Annotated in this window: 15 protein-coding genes; 9 read left to right on the top strand and 6 right to left on the bottom strand. The window is 65.6% G+C overall.

Annotated elements, in window-relative coordinates:
• Positions 1 to 206 precede the first annotated feature (206 nt).
• Together K9B33_RS04005 and K9B33_RS04000 are read left to right on the top strand one after the other, a co-directional pair.
• Positions 207 to 935, top strand: coding sequence for a response regulator (locus K9B33_RS04005; RefSeq protein ID WP_224546867.1), 729 nt, complete (start codon positions 207 to 209; stop codon positions 933 to 935).
• Positions 932 to 2,299, top strand: coding sequence for an ATP-binding protein (locus tag K9B33_RS04000; protein ID WP_224546866.1), 1,368 nt, complete (start codon positions 932 to 934; stop codon positions 2,297 to 2,299). The genes K9B33_RS04005 and K9B33_RS04000 overlap by 4 nt, the downstream gene beginning before the upstream one ends.
• Here the strand turns inward: K9B33_RS04000 and K9B33_RS03995 are convergent.
• Genes K9B33_RS03995 through K9B33_RS03980 form a run of 4 tightly spaced genes read right to left on the bottom strand, consistent with a single transcriptional unit; the run spans position 2,296 to position 6,501 of the window.
• Entirely contained in the window at positions 2,296 to 2,616 is a 321-nt protein-coding gene (locus K9B33_RS03995) for a DUF3325 family protein (RefSeq protein WP_224546865.1), read from the bottom strand. The two genes, K9B33_RS04000 and K9B33_RS03995, sit on opposite strands and share 4 nt — an antisense overlap.
• On the bottom strand, positions 2,613 to 4,121 hold the full coding sequence (locus K9B33_RS03990) for a PepSY-associated TM helix domain-containing protein (RefSeq protein ID WP_224546864.1): 1,509 nt from the start codon (positions 4,119 to 4,121) through the stop codon (positions 2,613 to 2,615). The genes K9B33_RS03995 and K9B33_RS03990 overlap by 4 nt, the downstream gene beginning before the upstream one ends.
• Positions 4,118 to 4,426 (bottom strand): ketohydroxyglutarate aldolase, encoded by a 309-nt coding sequence (locus K9B33_RS03985; protein ID WP_224546863.1) that lies wholly within the window; start codon positions 4,424 to 4,426, stop codon positions 4,118 to 4,120. The genes K9B33_RS03990 and K9B33_RS03985 overlap by 4 nt, the downstream gene beginning before the upstream one ends.
• Positions 4,423 to 6,501, bottom strand: coding sequence for a TonB-dependent siderophore receptor (locus tag K9B33_RS03980; RefSeq protein ID WP_224546862.1), 2,079 nt, complete (start codon positions 6,499 to 6,501; stop codon positions 4,423 to 4,425). The genes K9B33_RS03985 and K9B33_RS03980 overlap by 4 nt, the downstream gene beginning before the upstream one ends.
• 224 nt (positions 6,502 to 6,725) lie before the next feature.
• On the opposite strand from K9B33_RS03980, the gene K9B33_RS03975 reads away from it, so the two are divergent.
• From K9B33_RS03975 to K9B33_RS03945, 7 genes are all read left to right on the top strand, one after another.
• Positions 6,726 to 8,219, top strand: coding sequence for a carboxylesterase/lipase family protein (locus K9B33_RS03975; protein WP_224546860.1), 1,494 nt, complete (start codon positions 6,726 to 6,728; stop codon positions 8,217 to 8,219).
• Positions 8,220 to 8,229: 10 nt separating this feature from the next.
• Complete coding sequence (locus K9B33_RS03970; RefSeq protein ID WP_224546858.1) at positions 8,230 to 8,991, top strand: SDR family NAD(P)-dependent oxidoreductase; 762 nt, start codon at positions 8,230 to 8,232, stop codon at positions 8,989 to 8,991.
• 182 nt (positions 8,992 to 9,173) lie between these two features.
• A complete protein-coding gene (locus K9B33_RS03965) occupies positions 9,174 to 11,330 on the top strand; it encodes a TonB-dependent receptor (RefSeq protein ID WP_224546856.1) in 2,157 nt (718 codons plus the stop codon).
• 4 nt (positions 11,331 to 11,334) lie between these two features.
• Positions 11,335 to 12,735 carry an FAD-linked oxidase C-terminal domain-containing protein gene (locus K9B33_RS03960; RefSeq protein WP_224546854.1) on the top strand — a complete coding sequence of 467 codons (1,401 nt, stop codon included), beginning with the start codon at positions 11,335 to 11,337 and terminating at the stop codon, positions 12,733 to 12,735.
• 118 nt (positions 12,736 to 12,853) lie between these two features.
• Entirely contained in the window at positions 12,854 to 14,143 is a 1,290-nt protein-coding gene (locus K9B33_RS03955) for an MFS transporter (RefSeq protein WP_224546851.1), read from the top strand.
• A gap of 56 nt (positions 14,144 to 14,199) precedes the next feature.
• Positions 14,200 to 14,967, top strand: a complete 768-nt coding sequence (locus K9B33_RS03950; RefSeq protein ID WP_224546849.1) for a helix-turn-helix domain-containing protein — start codon at positions 14,200 to 14,202, stop codon at positions 14,965 to 14,967.
• Positions 14,964 to 15,665, top strand: coding sequence for a FadR/GntR family transcriptional regulator (locus K9B33_RS03945; protein ID WP_224546847.1), 702 nt, complete (start codon positions 14,964 to 14,966; stop codon positions 15,663 to 15,665). Before K9B33_RS03950 ends, K9B33_RS03945 begins: the two co-directional genes overlap by 4 nt.
• On the opposite strand, the gene K9B33_RS03940 is transcribed toward K9B33_RS03945, so the two are convergent.
• Both K9B33_RS03940 and K9B33_RS03935 read right to left on the bottom strand, forming a co-directional pair.
• Entirely contained in the window at positions 15,666 to 16,388 is a 723-nt protein-coding gene (locus K9B33_RS03940; RefSeq protein WP_224546845.1) for a CbtA family protein, read from the bottom strand.
• Between the two features lie 9 nt (positions 16,389 to 16,397).
• Positions 16,398 to 16,625 carry a CbtB domain-containing protein gene (locus tag K9B33_RS03935; protein WP_224546844.1) on the bottom strand — a complete coding sequence of 76 codons (228 nt, stop codon included), beginning with the start codon at positions 16,623 to 16,625 and terminating at the stop codon, positions 16,398 to 16,400.
• Positions 16,626 to 16,662: the final 37 nt, after the last annotated feature.

Genomic DNA, 16,662 nt, shown 5'->3' with positions numbered 1-16,662 from the left:
GGTTAGGCATCGCAAGGACTCCGTTGGCGTCGGCAGGGGAGCCGACAAGGCCCTCTTCGCGGCTTTGCCCGTCTCATGGTAGAGCGACTGTTTTTCGGAATGCGACGACGCGTTGCATGAGCGCGCAACTTCGTATCGCTTTGTATCGGCCTGTATCAGGCGCGAAGAAGCGCAGACTTTTAACCCGTCGCGCGCTAGGACAGGCCATGGTCGATACTGCATCCTTCCGTCCCGCCACGGTGCTGGTGGTCGATGACGACGCCGATATTCGCGACCTGATCGTCGGGCAGTTGCGGCAGGAAAATTATCGCCTGCTGGCCGCCGCCAGTCTCGGCGACCTGCGCCAGACGCTGCGCGACGAGGCGGTCGACCTCATTGTCCTCGATCTCAACCTGCCCGACGGCGATGGCCTGTCGCTGTGCCGCGAATTGCGGGCGGAGGGATCGGACGTGCAGATCATCATGGTGACCGCGCGCGGCAGCGCGATCGACCGGGTGCTGGGGCTGGAACTGGGCGCCGACGATTATCTGACCAAGCCGTTCGAGCCGCGCGAACTGCTGGTGCGCATCCGCAATTTGCTGCGGCGCGGGCGCAGCGGGGTCGCGGCACGCGCCGGCACCACGCGCTACGCCCATATCGGCCCGTGGCGGGTGGATATGGTGCAGCGCCGGCTGGTCGCCCCCGACGACCGGCTGGTGATGCTGTCCTCGGCCGAATTTCGACTGCTCAGCCGTTTCATCGACGAACCCAATGTCGTGCTGGACCGCGAGACATTGCTGCCCGAACGGCGCGCCACCGCCGCGTTCGACCGGTCGATCGACCTGCAGATCAGCCGGTTGCGGCACAAGCTGTCGACGCTGCCTGGTGGCGAGGATCTGATCCTGACGGTCCGGGGCGAAGGCTATGTCCTCGCCTGTTCGGTGGAGCATTCATGATCGGCAAGGCGTTCGGACGCGCGCGCGCTTTCTTCCGGTCGATGGCGGGACAGATTTTTCTGATCCTGACGCTGGGCATGTCGGTCGCCGCGATCATCGCGCTGCTGGTGGCGGAACAGACGCGCCGGCATGACTTCGAACGGGTGCGCCGCCAGCGTGTCATCGCCAGCGCGGTCGATGTCGCCGATCGTTTCCGCAGAGATCCAAAGCGCATCGAAAAGATGATGGCGACGCACAGCATCATCGGCGTAGCGCCCGCGCCTGAAGGCATAAGCCTGAACGAGCCGGATTCCGACCTCGAATCCCTTCTGCGTGCGCGCTTTGGCCCGCAATCCCAGCCGGAAGCGGGCCAGGTGCCTGCCGGCCTCTGCTTCCCCGATCGCTACAAATCCAAGGAATTCGTGGCGGGGCTTGTCGATGCGCCGCGCCCGGATTGCTGGGTGGTGCGCTATACCGACGGTATCGGCCAGCGCCGTGCGATCGCCCTCAGCTTCCCGCGTCTCGCCAAGCCGCCCAGCACCATCTTCAACCCGCTCTACCTGATCGTCATCATCGCCTCTTCGGCTGGCTTGGCGATTCTGGTTGCGCGCATCGTGTCGAAACCGCTGCGGCGGCTGGAACAGGCGGCGGAGGCCTTTTCCGTCTCGCTCGACCCGGAGGAGATACCCGAACGCGGACCGGAGGAAGTGCGCGCCGCCCTGTCCACCTTCAATCTCATGCAGCGCCGCGCGCGCGCGGGCTTTGCCGAACGGACCCAACTGCTCGCTGCGATCAGCCATGATCTCCAGACGCCGCTGACCCGTCTGCGGCTGCGGCTGGAACTGGTCGAGAATGAAGAACTGCGCGCGCGCCTGTTGCAGGATCATCAGGCGATGCAGACGCTGGTGCGCGAGGGGCTGGATCTCGCCAGCAGTATCGAGGCGCGCGAGGAATGGTCGGCGCTCGACATCGATTCGCTGCTGACGAGCATGGCGGAGGATGCCGAGGAACTGGGCGCGCCTGTTCGTTTCCTGCGCGGGTGCGGCGGCACGGTGCGCGTCAAGCCCAATGCGCTGACCCGCTGCATCGCCAATCTGGTCGACAATGCCGTGCGCTATGGCGGCAGCGCGGAAATTAGCTGCGCGCGATCGGGCGGCAGGTTGCTGATCCATGTGCGCGATCATGGCCCCGGCATTCCCGCCGATCAGCTCGACCAGATGTTCGAACCCTTTACCCGCGGGGCCAGCAGCCAGCCGGGCGGGCGCCACGGCACCGGCATCGGCCTCACCATCAGCCGGTCGCTGGCGATGAGTTTCGAGGCTTCGGTGCGGCTGCGCAACGCCGAGGATGGCGGCCTGATCGCCACCATCGACATGAAGGCCTAGATCAGCAACCCGGCGATCGTCAGCACAGCCGCCACCGCTACGCCCGCGCGCGGCACCGCCGGGCGATAGGTCATGCCCAGCACCAGAACGCTGCCCAGCAGCGGCACCAGGCCGATCCAGGCGACCAGAGCCATTCCAACATCCGTCCACGACCACAGGCTGAGCAGCGACAGACCCAGCAGCGTCCAGCCCGCCAGCTCCAGATGGGCGACCCAGGAACGACGTTGCCATATATCCAGCAAAACCGGCCGATGCCGCTGCATCCGTCCCGCCAGCGCGAACAGGGCGAGATAGAGGAGGCCGATGGTGAGCATCATGCCGGCGCCATCCGGCGACGCACCGGCGTCGGGGCGCTGCGGCGGCGCAACTGCTTCCAGACCAGCAGGGCCAGCGCAACCGCCATTGCGGTCAGCAGCATATTGCCGGCCATGACCGTCACGTCCCCCGCCCAGATCGGTCCCATGGCAGCGGCAAGGGCGCACAGCGCCGCCAGCAAGCCGAGCAACAGCGGCCAGCCAAGCGCAGGCGGCAGGACCAGCCCGAGCAGCAGCGCCGCGCCTGCGCTCCATAGCGCCACCGACACTTCCTGCTGCGCGCGCGCCGCCAGGCCGAGCGGCAGCAGACGATTGGCGACCAGGAACGCCGCCATACCGATCGGTATGCCCGCCAGCCCGCCGACATTCAGCCGTTCCAGTAGCCGGTTGCCGATCGACAGCGGCGCGCGTTCGCGTCGCTTGACGATCCAGAGAACCATGCCGCTGGCGATCGCCAGGGTCAGCATCGCGCCGCCCAGAAAATAGAGCCAGCGCGTCAAGAGCGGCGCGAAATGCGCCATATGGAGGCCATAGATGGTCTGGTAGGTCCGGATGCCCGCGCGTTTTTCGGTCCAGGCCTTCAGCACCTTGCCCGTCGCGCCGTCGAAGCTGATCTCTGCGGGCAGATAGCCGATCGATGCCGTCTCGACCGGGTAGACGGTGACCACAGCGCCGGAATCTAGCGGATTGAAGATGTAGACCCGACTTACCGGGGCACCTGCGAAATGGCGCTGGGCCCGCGCCAGCATCGGCCCAATCGGCGCGAGCGTTGCCTTGGTTCCGGTCGGCGCCTTCGTCACCGCACCGGGGGTCAGGTCGCTGTAAAGCGCCATCAGATCGTCGCCATAGGCCGCCGTCATGCCCCAGGGCATGTTGAGCGACGCCAGCGTCAGCAGGCCGGTGAAAGTGATCATGACGTGGAAGGGCAGGGACAGCACACCCAGCGCATTATGCCCGTCCAGCCACGATCTTTGCCCCTTGGCCGGGCGGAAGGTGAAGATGTCCTTGAAGAAGCGCTTGTGCGCGATGACGCCGGTGACGATCGCCACCAGCATCAGCATGGCCGCCAGCGATGCCAGCAACCGGCCCCAGGGATAGGGCAGTTCCAGTTCGAAATGCAGGCGATAGAAAAATTCCCCGCCCAGCGTGTCGCGCGCCACCGGCGCGCCGCTCACCGGATCGAGCGCGCGACTGAGATAGGCGCCGCCACTGTCGTAGGACGCTTCGACGACATTGGAGCGGCCGTCCGGCGCAGCCAGATACCAGCCGGTCGATCCGGTCGTGTTGGCCGACAGCCAGTCGGTAGCCGCAGTGATCGCCCGGACAGGATCGGCCTGCCCGCTGACCTCCGGACGCATCCAGCGGCTGATCTCCGGCTTGAATACGCTCAACGTGCCCGCCAGACACATGATGAAGAGGATGTGTCCGAACAGCAGCCCGGTCCAGCCATGCAGCCAGGCCATTGCCTGACGGGCGCCGTCACGCACCATCGCGCTCGTCCCGCTCATGCCGGTTGCCCCGCGATCCAGGCGATGCCGCCCAGCGCCGCCGCCGCCAGCGCGACAGCAGCGATCGCGCGCCACGGCCCGCGCGCCAGAAAGGCCCAGATCGTAACGGCGGGCGCCACCATATAGGCCATCAGGGTCGCGATCGTCACCGCCTCAACCCGTGCCATCGGCAAAGTGCGCGCCAGCGCCGCCGCCGCGAGCGCCGCTACGCCATAGGCGCCGACCGTCCCGGCGATCGTGCGCAAAGCCACATTGGCGCGATAACGCCAACCACTGCGCAGCGGGCGAGCGGAAACCTTGCTCAAAAATCGAGCCTCATGGTCGCCAGCGCGCTACGCGGCGCGGCATAATAGGCCTGGCCCCACATCAGGCTGTTGAGATAGCGCGAGTTGGTGACGTTGCGCACATTGACGCTGGCGCTGACATGCGCGGCCAGCTTCACGCTCGTCATCAGGTCCAACACGGCATATCCCTTCTGCCGGACGGTCGCCCCGTCCGCTTCCGTGCTGATTGCATTCTGCCATCGTAGCTGTCCACCCAGCTTGAGGTCGCTGAGTTGGGGAATCATATAGGTCGTCGACAATTTCAGGGTGCGCGTCGGCAGCCAGGTGCGGGTGTTCTCGCCGTCGTCATCCTCTATGTCGAGATGGGTATAGCCCCCGCTCAGGCTCCACTGGTCGGTGATGTTGCCGGCAACCTCCAGTTCGAACCCGGTCGAGGTCGTATCGACGCCGATATAATAGCTGCGCACGCTGTCCTCGAACGTGCCGGCATAGTCGGCCAGGCCGCTTTGCTTGGCGCGGAATACGGCGGCGGTGGCGTAGAGGCGACCGTCGAACCACTGGCTCTTGATTCCCGCCTCAAGGCTGGTGCCCTTGGCCGGAGCGAGACGATGGTTGTCCACATCCACTTCGGGCTGCGGATTGTAGATGTCGGTATAGCTCGCATAGAGCGAGACATGCTTGTCGAAATCGAAGATCAGGCCGGCATAGGGGCTGAACTTGCTATCCTTGCGATATTGATCGACCGTATAGGCGGTGCCGGTTGTCTTGAGCCACATGAGGCTGCCGCCCACCACGGCCTTGAGCTTGTCCGTCAGCTTGAGGTGCGCCGCGCCATAGACGCGGGTCAGGCGGTCCTTATAGTCGGACGCCAGATAGGGATCGGGATAGGCCGGCTCGGCCAACAGGCCCTCGTCCCATTGGCCGATGGCTGGATATTCCAGCAGATCGGCGGAAAAGCCTTCCCACTCCTTGCTATGGGCGGAGGCGGTCGAGACGCCGAAAGCGACGCTATGTTCGCGGCCCAACAGGGTGACGGGGCCGGAGGCATAGAAATCGCCCAGATATTGTTTGAAGGCCGACGGATAAATGCCGGTCATGCCATAGACGCCCAGGCCCGTCTGCTTGTCCGGCGTGCCAAAGGCGTAGAGCAGCTTTGCCTGCTCGTCGAACTGCTTGTAGGTGAAGACGCCTTTGACCGACCAGCCATTGTCGAAGCCATAGGCCAGTTCGGCAAAGGCGTTCTGGTCGGTCGTGTTCCAATAGGTCCAGTCGGCGCTGGTGGAGGTGGAGCGCGGATAGCTGATCTGGGTAAGGTCGCTATAGACCAGAGGCAACGCCCCCCACAGTACGCCATCGGCGTCATTTTCCTGCCGCGCATAACCGATGGTCGCTTTGAGCTGTGGCGTCACCTGCCAACTGACGATACCGCCCATCACATCGCGGTTGACGTGATTATAGTCGAGATAGCTGTCCTTCTCCTCATGGGCGTAGATCAGCCGGGCAGACATGGTGTCGGTCAGCGGCATCGACACATCGCCTTCCAGCCGCCACTGGTTCCACGATCCCGCCTGCGCGGAGACTGTCGCCCGGAATTCGTCCAGCGGCCGCTTGCGCACATAATTGATCGTTGCGGACGGATTGCCGATCCCGGTCATGATCGCATTGGCGCCGCGGATCGTTTCCACATTTTCGAAGAGGGCGGTGTCCATGTCGCCGAACTGGATGCCCGAAATCAGCGGCAGGCCGATGCCGTCGATCTGGAAATTGGTCACGTCGAAACCGCGGCTGTTATATTGCGTGCGATCCGTTTCCACCCGCTCCACATTGATGCCGACCGCCTGCGCCAGCAGATCGTTGACATTGGTGAGGGCATAATCCTCGATCCGCTCGCGATTGATGATGGTGATCGACTGCGGCGTTTCGCGCGGCGTCAGGGCCAGGCCCGTTGCGCTGCTGGTCTGATGGTCGGCGATGCCGGTGACGATGATCTCGCTCTTCTCCGTTACCGAAGCATCCGCTTCGGCCGCTTTGGCGGTGTGGAGAGGCAGCAGCAACATGGCGCTGGCGAAAAGGGCGGATCGAGCGGGAACGGGCATGGCATGGTCCTTGACGGTATGACCGGGCCGTTATCCGAAATGTAGAATGCGAGTCAATCGCATTAGCAATTATTGCTCATTTATCTCGCGATGTTGCGGCGCCTCTCCGGCTTCTGTGTCCAGCCGTTCGGCACCATGGGCGTGCGGTGCGGCAAAGGCTTTTCGCTCCATGCCGCATCATCCGCACCCTATGCTGCCGCGCAAGAGTGAGAGGAGCGGATGCAATGGAGATGATCGTGCCGACGGGGGCCGGCCTGGTGCGCGGCGCGATGGTCGGTGGCGTCGCCCGCTTTCTGGGCGTCCCCTATGCCGCCGCGCCGATCGGCGACCGCCGCTTCGCCCTGCCGCAACCGCCCGAATGTTGGGACGGCGTGCGCGATGCGCAGGCACCCGGCGCCAGCGCGCCGCAGCGGGTGCGCGGCGTGCCGGGCGTCGATGTCGAGGCGCTGGTGGGCAAGGGCTGGCTTCCCGGCGAGGATTATCTGACCCTCAACATATGGAAACCGGCTGACGATCGGACCGCGTTGCCGGTCATGGTCTTCATCCATGGCGGCGGTTTCGTTTTGGGCAGCAAGGACGCAGCGGTGCAGGACGGCAGCGCCTTCGCCCGCGACGGCGTGCTGCTGGTGGCGATCAATTATCGGCTCGGGATCGAAGGTTTCCTGCCTATTCCCGGGATCCCGACAAATCTGGGCCTGCGCGACCAGATTTTCGCGTTGCAATGGGTGCGGGAAAATATCGCGGCTTTTGGTGGTGATCCCGCCAACGTCACCGTCTTCGGCGAGTCCGCCGGGGCCATGTCGGTCGCGAACCTGATCGCCTCGCCGCTAGCCAAAGGGCTGTTCCGCCGCGCCATCGCGCAAAGCGGCCATGGCGCGATGACCCGCGACATCGGCGTTGCGCAACGCCTGGTGAAGGCGCTGGCGAAGCGGGTGAAGATCGCACCCGACGCCGCCGGATTCCGGTCGGTCGCACCGGGCGACATGCTGGACGCGATGGAGAAGGTCAGCCTGCCGACCGCGCGGCTCGACCTGCGCGACGCCGACGGGCGGGAGCCGGTGTTCGGCATCAGCCGCTTCGTCCCGGTCCATGGCGACGATGTCCTGCCGCAAAAACCGCTCGACGCGCTCAAGGCCGGGGCAGGGGCGCAGGTCGACCTGCTGATCGGCACCAATGCGGAGGAAATGAACCTCTATTTCGTGCCGACCGGCGTGCGGGAGAAGCTGGGCCGCCTGCTCGCGACCTGGTTCGTCCACAAGCATCAGCCGCAGGCGCGCAAGCTGCTCAAGGCCTATGGCATGGGCGCGGAGGGCGTGAAGCCCGGCCACGCCTTCACCAATGCCCTGCACGATCTGGTGTTCCGCTGGCCCGCCCGTCGTTTCGCCGAGGAACATCGCGGGCGCACGCATATGTATGAGTTCGCATGGCGGTCGCCGCTGTTCGGCGGCCCCCGATCCGACGGTTTGGGCGCGGCGCATGCGATGGAACTGCCTTTCGTCTTCGACATGCTCGCCAGCGTTACCGGTCCCCATGGGCTGTGCGGCGAAGCGCCGCCGCAAGCGCTGGCCGACCGGGTCCATCGCATCTGGGTCGATTTCGCCACCGACGGCCGCCTGCCCTGGGATGCGTTTACGCGCGACAATCGGCTGGTCTATCGACTTGCGGAAGGGGAGGCAGCTTATGAACCACCCATGCCCTGCGCGCCTTATCTGCCCTGAAGGATTGCCCATGTATCTGGAACGACTGAAACTGGACGGCCGCCGCGCGCTCGTCACCGGTGGCGCGAGCGGCATCGGCCTGGCCTGTGTAGAGGCGCTGGGCGAAATGGGCGCGGCGGTGACGATCGCGGACCTCGATTCTGCCGCGATCGACGTGGCTGTCGCGGCGATGACGGCGAAGGGGCTGTCGGTCGACGGCGTGGTGATGGACGTGACCGACAGTGATGCGGTGACGGCGACCGCCGATCGGATCGGCGCGGTCGACATCCTCGTCAACAATGCCGGCGTCGCGCGCAGCGATACGCCGGCGGAGGCGGTGGCGGACGAGCATTGGCGTAATGTCATCGACGTCAATCTGAACGGCACTTTCTGGTGTGCGCGCGCCTTTGGCCGTTTGATGCTGGAGCGGGGCCGGGGCAGCATCGTCAATGTCGGATCGATGAGCGGCGTCATCGTCAACCGGCCGCAGCCGCAAAGCTATTACAACGCGTCCAAGGCGGCGGTGCATCAATTGACGAAGAGCCTGGCGGCGGAATGGGCGGACCGCGGCGTGCGGGTCAACGCGGTCGCGCCTACCTATATCCGCACGCCGCTGAATGCTTTCGCCGACAAGGAAGGGCCGATGGTTCGGCGCTGGATCGATTCGACGCCAATGGCGCGGCTGGGCGAAGTGGAGGAAGTGGCGTCGGTCGTCGCCTTCCTGGCATCCGAAGCAGCGAGCCTGATGACCGGCAGCATCGTGCTGGCCGACGGCGGCTATAGCTGCTGGTAAGGCATGGAGGAGACGGCGAGTCAGACAGTTTCTGCGCTATGGCCAATCCGATCGGCGAAGCGATCGACCCGGACGGCATAGTGGTCTATCTCCTCAAACCTATCTGAAAGCTGTACCTATCAGATAGGCCCATGGGCGATCCGCAGGACATGATTCCACCGGACGCCGGGAGGAGAGACAGGATGACGTTGAAGGCCCTCTTATTTGCCGGTGTCGCGATCGCGGCGCCTCTGCCCTGCGCAGCACAGGCGCAGCAGGCGCCCGCCGCCGACGCGGGATCATCCGACATCATCGTCACCGCGCGCAAGCGGCAGGAAACGCTGCTCGATGTACCCGTCGCGGTGACCGCAGTGAGCGGCGACACGCTCGCCCGGCGCAACATCAATTCGGTGCGCGAAGCCGCCGCACTCGCCCCCGGCCTCAACATTTCCAGCGACGGTGCGGGCCGCGCCTTCGTCTCGATCCGTGGCGTGGGCGTCACCCTGGTCCAGTCGGTGCAGCCCGGCGTCGGCCTGTTCGTTGACGGCATCTATCGTCCCAACACCGCCTATCTCAACAACCCGCTGCTCGACGTCGAGCGGATCGAGGTGCTGCGCGGGCCGCAGGGCACGCTCTATGGCAAGAACACGCTGGGCGGGGCGATCAATGTCATCACCCGCCAGCCGGGCAATGCTTTCGAGGCCCGCGGCGCGGCCAGCTATGCCGGGCCGGACAATAGCTGGTTGGTGTCTGGTTCGGTGTCCGCCCCGATCGTGCAGGACAAGCTGGCGATCCGCGTCGGCGGGTCGCATCGCGAGCAGGACGGCTTCATCAACAACAGCAATATCGGCGGCAAGGCGAACCGGTTCAACACCGACTCGCTCAGCAGCACCATCCGCGCCACGCCCAGCGAAGACCTGACGATCGTCGTGAACGGCTATTATGACTGGGTGAAGGGCGCCAACGTCCCCTATGCCCGCGTCACCGGCCCGACCGACTATTCGCGCGACAACCAGTTCGATACGCTGGGCACCACCACCTATAAATATCGCGGCGTCAACGCCCGCATCGAAACCCCGATCGACGCGATCAACACCAAGCTGTCGCTACAGGCCGCCTACGACGCGCGCGACACCAGCGCGCCCGACACCGACGGCGATTTCGGCCCCAGCGACGCGACCACCGCCGTCCCCGCCGTGCGCCAGAGCAGCACCGACCGCCTGCGCACCAAGACGCTCGAACTGCGTTTCGACACCAAATATAGCGACAAGTTCTCAACGCTCGTCGGCCTGTTCTACAGCCGGGAGACGACGCGAGCGAACCACCTCACCAACATCCAGCTCACCTTGCCGCTGCCGACCGGGCCGTTTCCGGTTGCGATCAACAATCGCGCGCAAAACGCGACCAAGGCGGACACTTATGCGGCCTTCGGCACCGCTTTCTGGAAACCCAATGCGGACTGGGAAGTGGCGCTCGGCCTGCGCTACGACCATGAGGACCGGCAATCCGTCGGCATCGTCAATGGCGGCGCGCCGTCGCGGGTGGGCCTCAAGTCCAACGAGGTCGAACCGCGCCTGTCGGTCACCCGCCACTGGAACCGCGAACTCATGACCTATGCCTCGGTCGCGCGCGGCTATCGCGGCGGCGGCTTCAACGCCGTGACCGCGCCGATCCGCGTCTATAAGGGCGATTCCGCCTGGACCTATGAAATCGGCACCAAATATGCGTCGGCCGATCGCCGGGTGACCCTGTCGGGCGACATATTCTACAGCGATTACAAGGATTATATCGGCCTCAACTCGATCGCCCCGGCCTCCACCGGCGGCCTCGTCACGGTCGATCTCAACAGCGGCGACGTCGAAAGCTATGGCGCCGAAATCGAATTTGCCTTCAAGCCGGTCGAGCAATGGACGCTATCGGGCGGCCTGACCTACATGCACGCCCGCCTGACCGACAGTTCGGCCTATACCGCCGTCACCGGCCGCACCCTGTCGAGCGATCGGCTGACCTTCCAGCCCGACTGGATGGTCAGCCTGTCGAGCGACTATGTCGTGCCGCTCGGCGATGACAGCAGCCTGACCCTCAACGCCGGCCTCACCGGCAAGGGCAAGCGGCTGGCCGCGACGCTGAACCAGACGACGCCGACGATCCTGAAATCCTATGTCCTGACCAACGGGTCGATCACCTACCGCACCGGCGGCATCGAACTGGCGCTGTTCGGCACCAACCTGTTCAACAAGAAATATTTCGACTCCTATATCGAGAAGACGACGCTGGCACTGGCCGGCCTGCCCGCATCGGATCTGGGTATCATCGGCGACCTGCGCCGCTATGGCGTGCGCGCCAGCTTCCGGTTCTGATCCGATGCGCGCGCCCGCCTTCTCACTCCGCAAGGCCCTGCCGGACGGCTTTCTCGACCAGCTTGCCGCCGCCTTTGGCGACAATCTGGCGCTGGGGGAGGCCGTGCGCAGCCAGCATGGGCAGAGCGAGACGCATTTCGCACCCGTCCTGCCCGACGCTGTGGTCTTCGCCCGTTCGACGGAGGATGTCGTCGCACTGGTCAAGCTCTGCGTCGCCGCCGACGTGCCGATCATCCCCTTCGGCGCTGGCACCTCGATCGAGGGCAACACCCTGCCGGTGCAGGGCGGGGTGACGGTCGATCTCAGCCGGATGGACGCCATCCTTCAGGTGAATGTCGAGGATTTCGACTGCACCGTGCAGGCCGGCGTGCGGCGCGAGCAACTGAACGAGCATCTGCGCGACCAGGGCCTGTTCTTCCCCATCGACCCCGGCGCCAATGCCACGCTGGGCGGCATGGCCTCCACCCGCGCATCGGGCACCAATGCCGTACGCTACGGCACGATGCGCGAGGCGATCCTGTCGCTGCGCGTCGTGACCCCCGACGGTCGCGACATCCGCACCGCCCGGCGCGCGCGCAAGTCGGCGGCGGGCTATGACCTCACCCGGTTGATGATCGGCAGCGAAGGCACGCTGGGCATCATCACCGAAGTGACGCTGCGTCTCCACGCCATACCGGAGGCGATCTCGTCGGCCGTGTGCAGCTTCGAGAGTCTGGAAGGGGCGGTGGATACGGTGGTGCAGTCGATCCAGATCGGCGTGCCGCTGGCGAGGGTCGAGATATTGGACGATGCGCAGATGCGCGCGGTCAATCGCTGGTCGAAGCTCGACTATCCCGAACAGACCACGCTCTTCTTCGAATTCCATGGTTCGCCATCCTATGTCGAGGAACAGGTGCGCACGGTGGAGGAGATCGCCGCGATGCACGGCGGCGGGCAATTTTGCTGGTCGAACCTGCCGGAGGAACGCTCCAGACTGTGGAAGGCGCGGCACGAGGCCTATTATGCCGCGGTCAACCAGCGCCCCGGCGCGATCGGGTGGGCGACCGACGTTTGCGTGCCAATCAGCCGGCTCGCCGAATGCATCACCCGGACCAAGGCGGACCTGGCGAACGCCAGCGTGCCGGGCACGATATTAGGCCATGTCGGGGACGGCAATTTTCACGTCATCTTCTCCATCGACCCCAACGCACCGGCGGAAATGGCGGAAGTGGAGGCACTCAACCAGCGACTGGTCGACCGGGCGCTGGCGATGGACGGCACCTGCACCGGCGAACATGGCATCGGCCTCGGGAAGCAACATTGCCTGGTGGAAGAGTTGGGCGACGCGGTCGACCTGATGCGCGTCATCAAGCGCGCGATCGATCCGAAAAACCTGTTCAATCCGGGCAAGATTTTCACCCTTTGACATCACGCCGTTTAGCCGGGGGCTAAACTGTCCGGCCGCGTCGATCCCCTTTGGCGCGGCCGGGCATCATGACAGGTGCTTGGCCATGACCGGCCATGCCGCAGAAAGGCTCGTCCCGATGACCGCCCCATCCGCCCAATCCTCATCGTTTCTGCGCCTGTTGCCGCCGCTGCTGATCCTGGCGCTGGCGATGGCGGCGGGCTTTACCATGATGGGATCGTTCAGCATGGTGCAGGAAGGCGCCAAGGCGGAAATGGGCCTGAGCGATTTCCAATTGTCGCTCGTGCAGGGCGTGGCCGCCGCGGTGCCACTGCTGTTCTTTTCCATGCCGATCGGGTTATTGGTCGATCGCACCAATCGCCTGCGCCTGCTCATCTGTCTGGCGCTGATCTGGACGATGGGCACCCTTTTGACCGCGGTGGCGCAGAGCGTCTCCACCCTGTTCATGGCGCGAATGCTAGCCGGGATCGGCACTACCGGCGCTTTGACGGCAGCGCTGTCGCTCTGCGCCGACCTGTGCCCGCCGCACCAGCGGGGCAGGGGGCTGCTGGTCGTGACCCTGGGCAAGGCGCTGGGGCAGGCGGGGGCGTTCGCGCTGGCGGGCTGGCTGCTCAGCCTGTTCCTGCGTCCAGCCGCAGACACCCTCTTCGCCGGCGTCGCCCCCTGGCGCGCCACCCATTTCGCGCTTGCGGCGATCAGCGCTGCGCTGATCCTGCCCATGTTGCTGCTGCGCGAACCCGCGCGACAGGAAGTGGCGGCTGGCATCCATGCCCCCTGGCGCGTGGTTCTGCAGGAACTCTGGTCGCGCCGCGCCTTTCTTGGCCCGCTGTTCGTGGGGCAGGTCAGCGTGGTGATGGCCGATGCGGCGGCCGCGATCTGGGCGTCGCCCGTCTTGTCGCGCAGCTATGGCCTGGCGCCGCCCGACTTTGCCGGCTGGATGGGCAGCCTCATATTCCTGACCGGAGTCGCAGGATCGGTGCTGGGTGGCGTGGCGGCCGACATCGGGCAGAAGAGCGGGCGGCGCGGCGGCCTGCTGATCGGCGCGGTGATCGCGGCGGCGCTGGGCATCCCGGCCGCGCTTTTCCCGATCATGCCCGGCATCCCCTCCTTCGCCGTGGCGCTGGGTGCGCTGATGCTGTGCGGCACCGTCACCGGCCTGATCACATCCGTCGCGCTCACGGTATTGCTGCCCAACGAATTGCGCGGCCTGTGCATCGGCGCCTTCATCGCCATCGCCGGCCTGATCGGCTTCGGCGTCGCGCCGACCTTGGTGACGGCGATCAGCGGCTTGCTCGGCGGCGAAGCGCATTTGGGCGGAGGCCTTGCGACGGTCGGCGTGTCGGTCAGCATCGTCTCGGTCGCCGCCTTCTGGCGGGCTATGCGTCGCGCGCCGGACAGACCTATCTGATAGCTATTGCCAAAAGCTGTCTGATAGGTCAGTATGTGAGCAAGGAGAAGATGGCCATGGATCGAATCAGTGTGTCGCCCGAGATGATCGCGCTGGTCGGACCAGGCATCGCCACGCTCGCCAATGATGCGGGCCTCTCCGTAGCTTTCCTGCTCGGTTTCGGCGCGGTGGGGCACTCGGCTTCGGTCCGGCTGGTCGAGCATCCCACGCTTGCCGACCTCAACGACGATCCGGGCAGCCGCCTGATCCTGCTGGTCGCGCCGGACGCCTGCGCGCGGGTGGCCGACGGCGCGGTGCCGCTGGCGCCGGGCGTTGCTTATTATCTCCCCGCGCCGCTCCGCGCGATCGCGCTCGCCATCCGCGATTGCCGCCTTCACGACGCGGCGGCCGCGCCCTATCGGCTGGCCAAGAGCATCGAACTGTTCTGCGAGCTTCTGCGCGCCGGGCGCGAAGACGGGTTCGTGCCGATCGGGCAGGATGCGCTGTTGTCGCGGGCCGACAGCGAAAGATTGCTGACGGCGCGGCGCATGATCGAGGATCGCTGGGCGGAAAAGCTGACGCTGGACGGCATCGCCCGCGCCTGCGGCCTCAACCGCGCCAAGCTGACCCGCGGCTTCCGCGACATGTTCGGCAGTTCGGTCGCCGACGCCATCACGGCGCAGCGGCTCGACCGGGCGGGGGAAATGCTGGTGGCGACCGAATTGCCGGTGTCGTCGATCGGCTATCGTTGCGGCTATCTCAACAATGCCAGCTTCACCCGCGCCTTCGCCCGCCATTTCGGCGTCGCGCCGACGCTGTATCGCGCGGAGCGACTGGCGGCATGACGAGCCGGGCGATCGACGACGGCGGGTCGCTGGTCGAACGCGCCATCCAGGCCGTGCGCGACCATATCCGCGCCCATAGCCTGCGGGTCGGCGACACGCTGCCGGGGGAAGGCGCCTTCGCCACCAGCCTGGGGGTTAGCCGCGCGGTGATGCGGGAAGCCTTTGGAGCGCTTGCCGCCTTGCACCTGATCGACGTTGGCAATGGCCGCCGCGCGCGGGTCGGGGCCATCGATGGATCGGTGATGGGGGCTTCGCTCGACCATGCGGTATCGACCGAGCAGGTCAGCGTCGCCGATGTGTGGGACGTGCGGCGCACGCTCGAACTGCGGATCGCCGCGCTTGCCGCGCAGCGCCGCACCGACGCGCAGGCTGCCGAGATTTTGGCCATAGCGCAGGCGATGGCGCAGGAGTGCGACGACATGGCGCAGGTGACCCGGCTCGATATCGCGCTCCACAATGCGATTGCCGAAGCGGCGTCGAACCTGCTCTTCGCGCAGATCATGCGGTCCTTCGCGCCGCTGATGGAAACGGCGGTGCCGCGCGCCTGGGAAACCCGCCGGACCGATACCCAGCGGCAGGACATCATCGCCTGTCACCTCGACCTGGCGCAGGCGATCGTCGACCGCGACCCCGCCGCCGCCGCCGCGGCGATCGACCGCCATTTCGATACGTCTATCGGCCAGATGCTGGCGACATGATTATCGGCGAATCATGACCCGTTCCGCCGACAGGCCGAAGACGATCCCGATCGTGGCCCACAGGACCAGTTGGGTCGCGATCGAGGCGAGGCGGAAATGCCAGAGCAAGGTCGCCGGGAAATCGGCTGGTACTTCATCGACGCTGGGCAGCAGAAACTGGCCCAGCACGACCATCGCGACATAAGCCGCCATTGCGAGCAACATCGCGTCGATGCCACGACAGGATCGAGCGAGCGCGCTTCGGATCTTCGCGGCGATCACCGCGCCGCCCACCGACAGGGCGATCATGGCGAAATAGGCGGCGGTGCGCAGGCCCACAGTGTCATGCTGGCCCACGGCCGGCGGCGTCTGGGGATATTTGATCCCCGGCACGATCACGATCAGCAGAATGGCGATCCCGGCGAGCAACAGGGCGAAGCTGCGCGGGCCAATGCGGCCGAAGCGTCCATAACCATAGGCGAATATGAGTGCGAAAATGCCGCCGACCGCCGCGCCGTAAAGCGCCAGCGCGGTCAGGAGGCCCGCGCCCTTCTGCGTCGCCCGGCTTACCAGCTCCTCTTCCTGCCCATTCGCAGGTGTGTCCGCATGATGCGCCGCATGGACATGCTCATAGCCAATGGCGAGATCGATCTGGGGCTCCGCGATCACGCGCGCGAACATCGTCGCGACGAGGGCCGCGAGAATGCCGGCCAGCATTCCGCGCCACAAAAGACTTTTGGTCATCGCCGGCGATCAGTGGCAGGGGAAGCCGAGCAGATGGCGCCCGTCATGGACGAATTCATGCACATACATGCCGTCGAACAAGGCGAAGGCGCCCTGTTCGGTGCTGACGAAATAGAGGAAGATGAGCGCGATCAGCGTCCCGAATACGGCCCAGGGCGCGATGTCCTCGATCGGGATGGCGGAGCCACCCTGGACAGGAATGAAATGGTCGTCGAGCAGTGCGGCAGTGGTTGCCATGATCCGTACTCCTATAGGGGATTGCGCGTCCCGCGAG

Source organism: Sphingobium sp. 3R8 (assembly GCF_020166615.1).
Taxonomy (GTDB): domain Bacteria; phylum Pseudomonadota; class Alphaproteobacteria; order Sphingomonadales; family Sphingomonadaceae; genus Sphingobium; species Sphingobium bisphenolicum.
The sequence above is the reverse complement of the archived record's forward strand: the minus strand, read 5'-3'. Positions and strand labels throughout refer to the sequence as shown.

Excerpts from the sequence above, each read along its gene's own strand:
- K9B33_RS03935 (WP_224546844.1), bottom strand. The coding sequence starts at position 16,625 with ATGGCAACCACTGCCGCACTGCTCGACGACCATTTCATTCCTGTCCAG.
- K9B33_RS03960 (WP_224546854.1), top strand. The coding sequence starts at position 11,335 with ATGCGCGCGCCCGCCTTCTCACTCCGCAAGGCCCTGCCGGACGGCTTT.
- K9B33_RS04005 (WP_224546867.1), top strand. The coding sequence starts at position 207 with ATGGTCGATACTGCATCCTTCCGTCCCGCCACGGTGCTGGTGGTCGAT.
- K9B33_RS03975 (WP_224546860.1), top strand. The coding sequence starts at position 6,726 with ATGGAGATGATCGTGCCGACGGGGGCCGGCCTGGTGCGCGGCGCGATG.
- K9B33_RS03965 (WP_224546856.1), top strand. The coding sequence starts at position 9,174 with ATGACGTTGAAGGCCCTCTTATTTGCCGGTGTCGCGATCGCGGCGCCT.
- K9B33_RS03945 (WP_224546847.1), top strand. The coding sequence starts at position 14,964 with ATGACGAGCCGGGCGATCGACGACGGCGGGTCGCTGGTCGAACGCGCC.
- K9B33_RS04000 (WP_224546866.1), top strand. The coding sequence starts at position 932 with ATGATCGGCAAGGCGTTCGGACGCGCGCGCGCTTTCTTCCGGTCGATG.
- K9B33_RS03955 (WP_224546851.1), top strand. The coding sequence starts at position 12,854 with ATGACCGCCCCATCCGCCCAATCCTCATCGTTTCTGCGCCTGTTGCCG.
- K9B33_RS03970 (WP_224546858.1), top strand. The coding sequence starts at position 8,230 with ATGTATCTGGAACGACTGAAACTGGACGGCCGCCGCGCGCTCGTCACC.
- K9B33_RS03950 (WP_224546849.1), top strand. The coding sequence starts at position 14,200 with ATGGATCGAATCAGTGTGTCGCCCGAGATGATCGCGCTGGTCGGACCA.
- K9B33_RS03940 (WP_224546845.1), bottom strand. The coding sequence starts at position 16,388 with ATGACCAAAAGTCTTTTGTGGCGCGGAATGCTGGCCGGCATTCTCGCG.
- K9B33_RS03995 (WP_224546865.1), bottom strand. The coding sequence starts at position 2,616 with ATGATGCTCACCATCGGCCTCCTCTATCTCGCCCTGTTCGCGCTGGCG.
- K9B33_RS03980 (WP_224546862.1), bottom strand. The coding sequence starts at position 6,501 with ATGCCCGTTCCCGCTCGATCCGCCCTTTTCGCCAGCGCCATGTTGCTG.
- K9B33_RS03990 (WP_224546864.1), bottom strand. The coding sequence starts at position 4,121 with ATGAGCGGGACGAGCGCGATGGTGCGTGACGGCGCCCGTCAGGCAATG.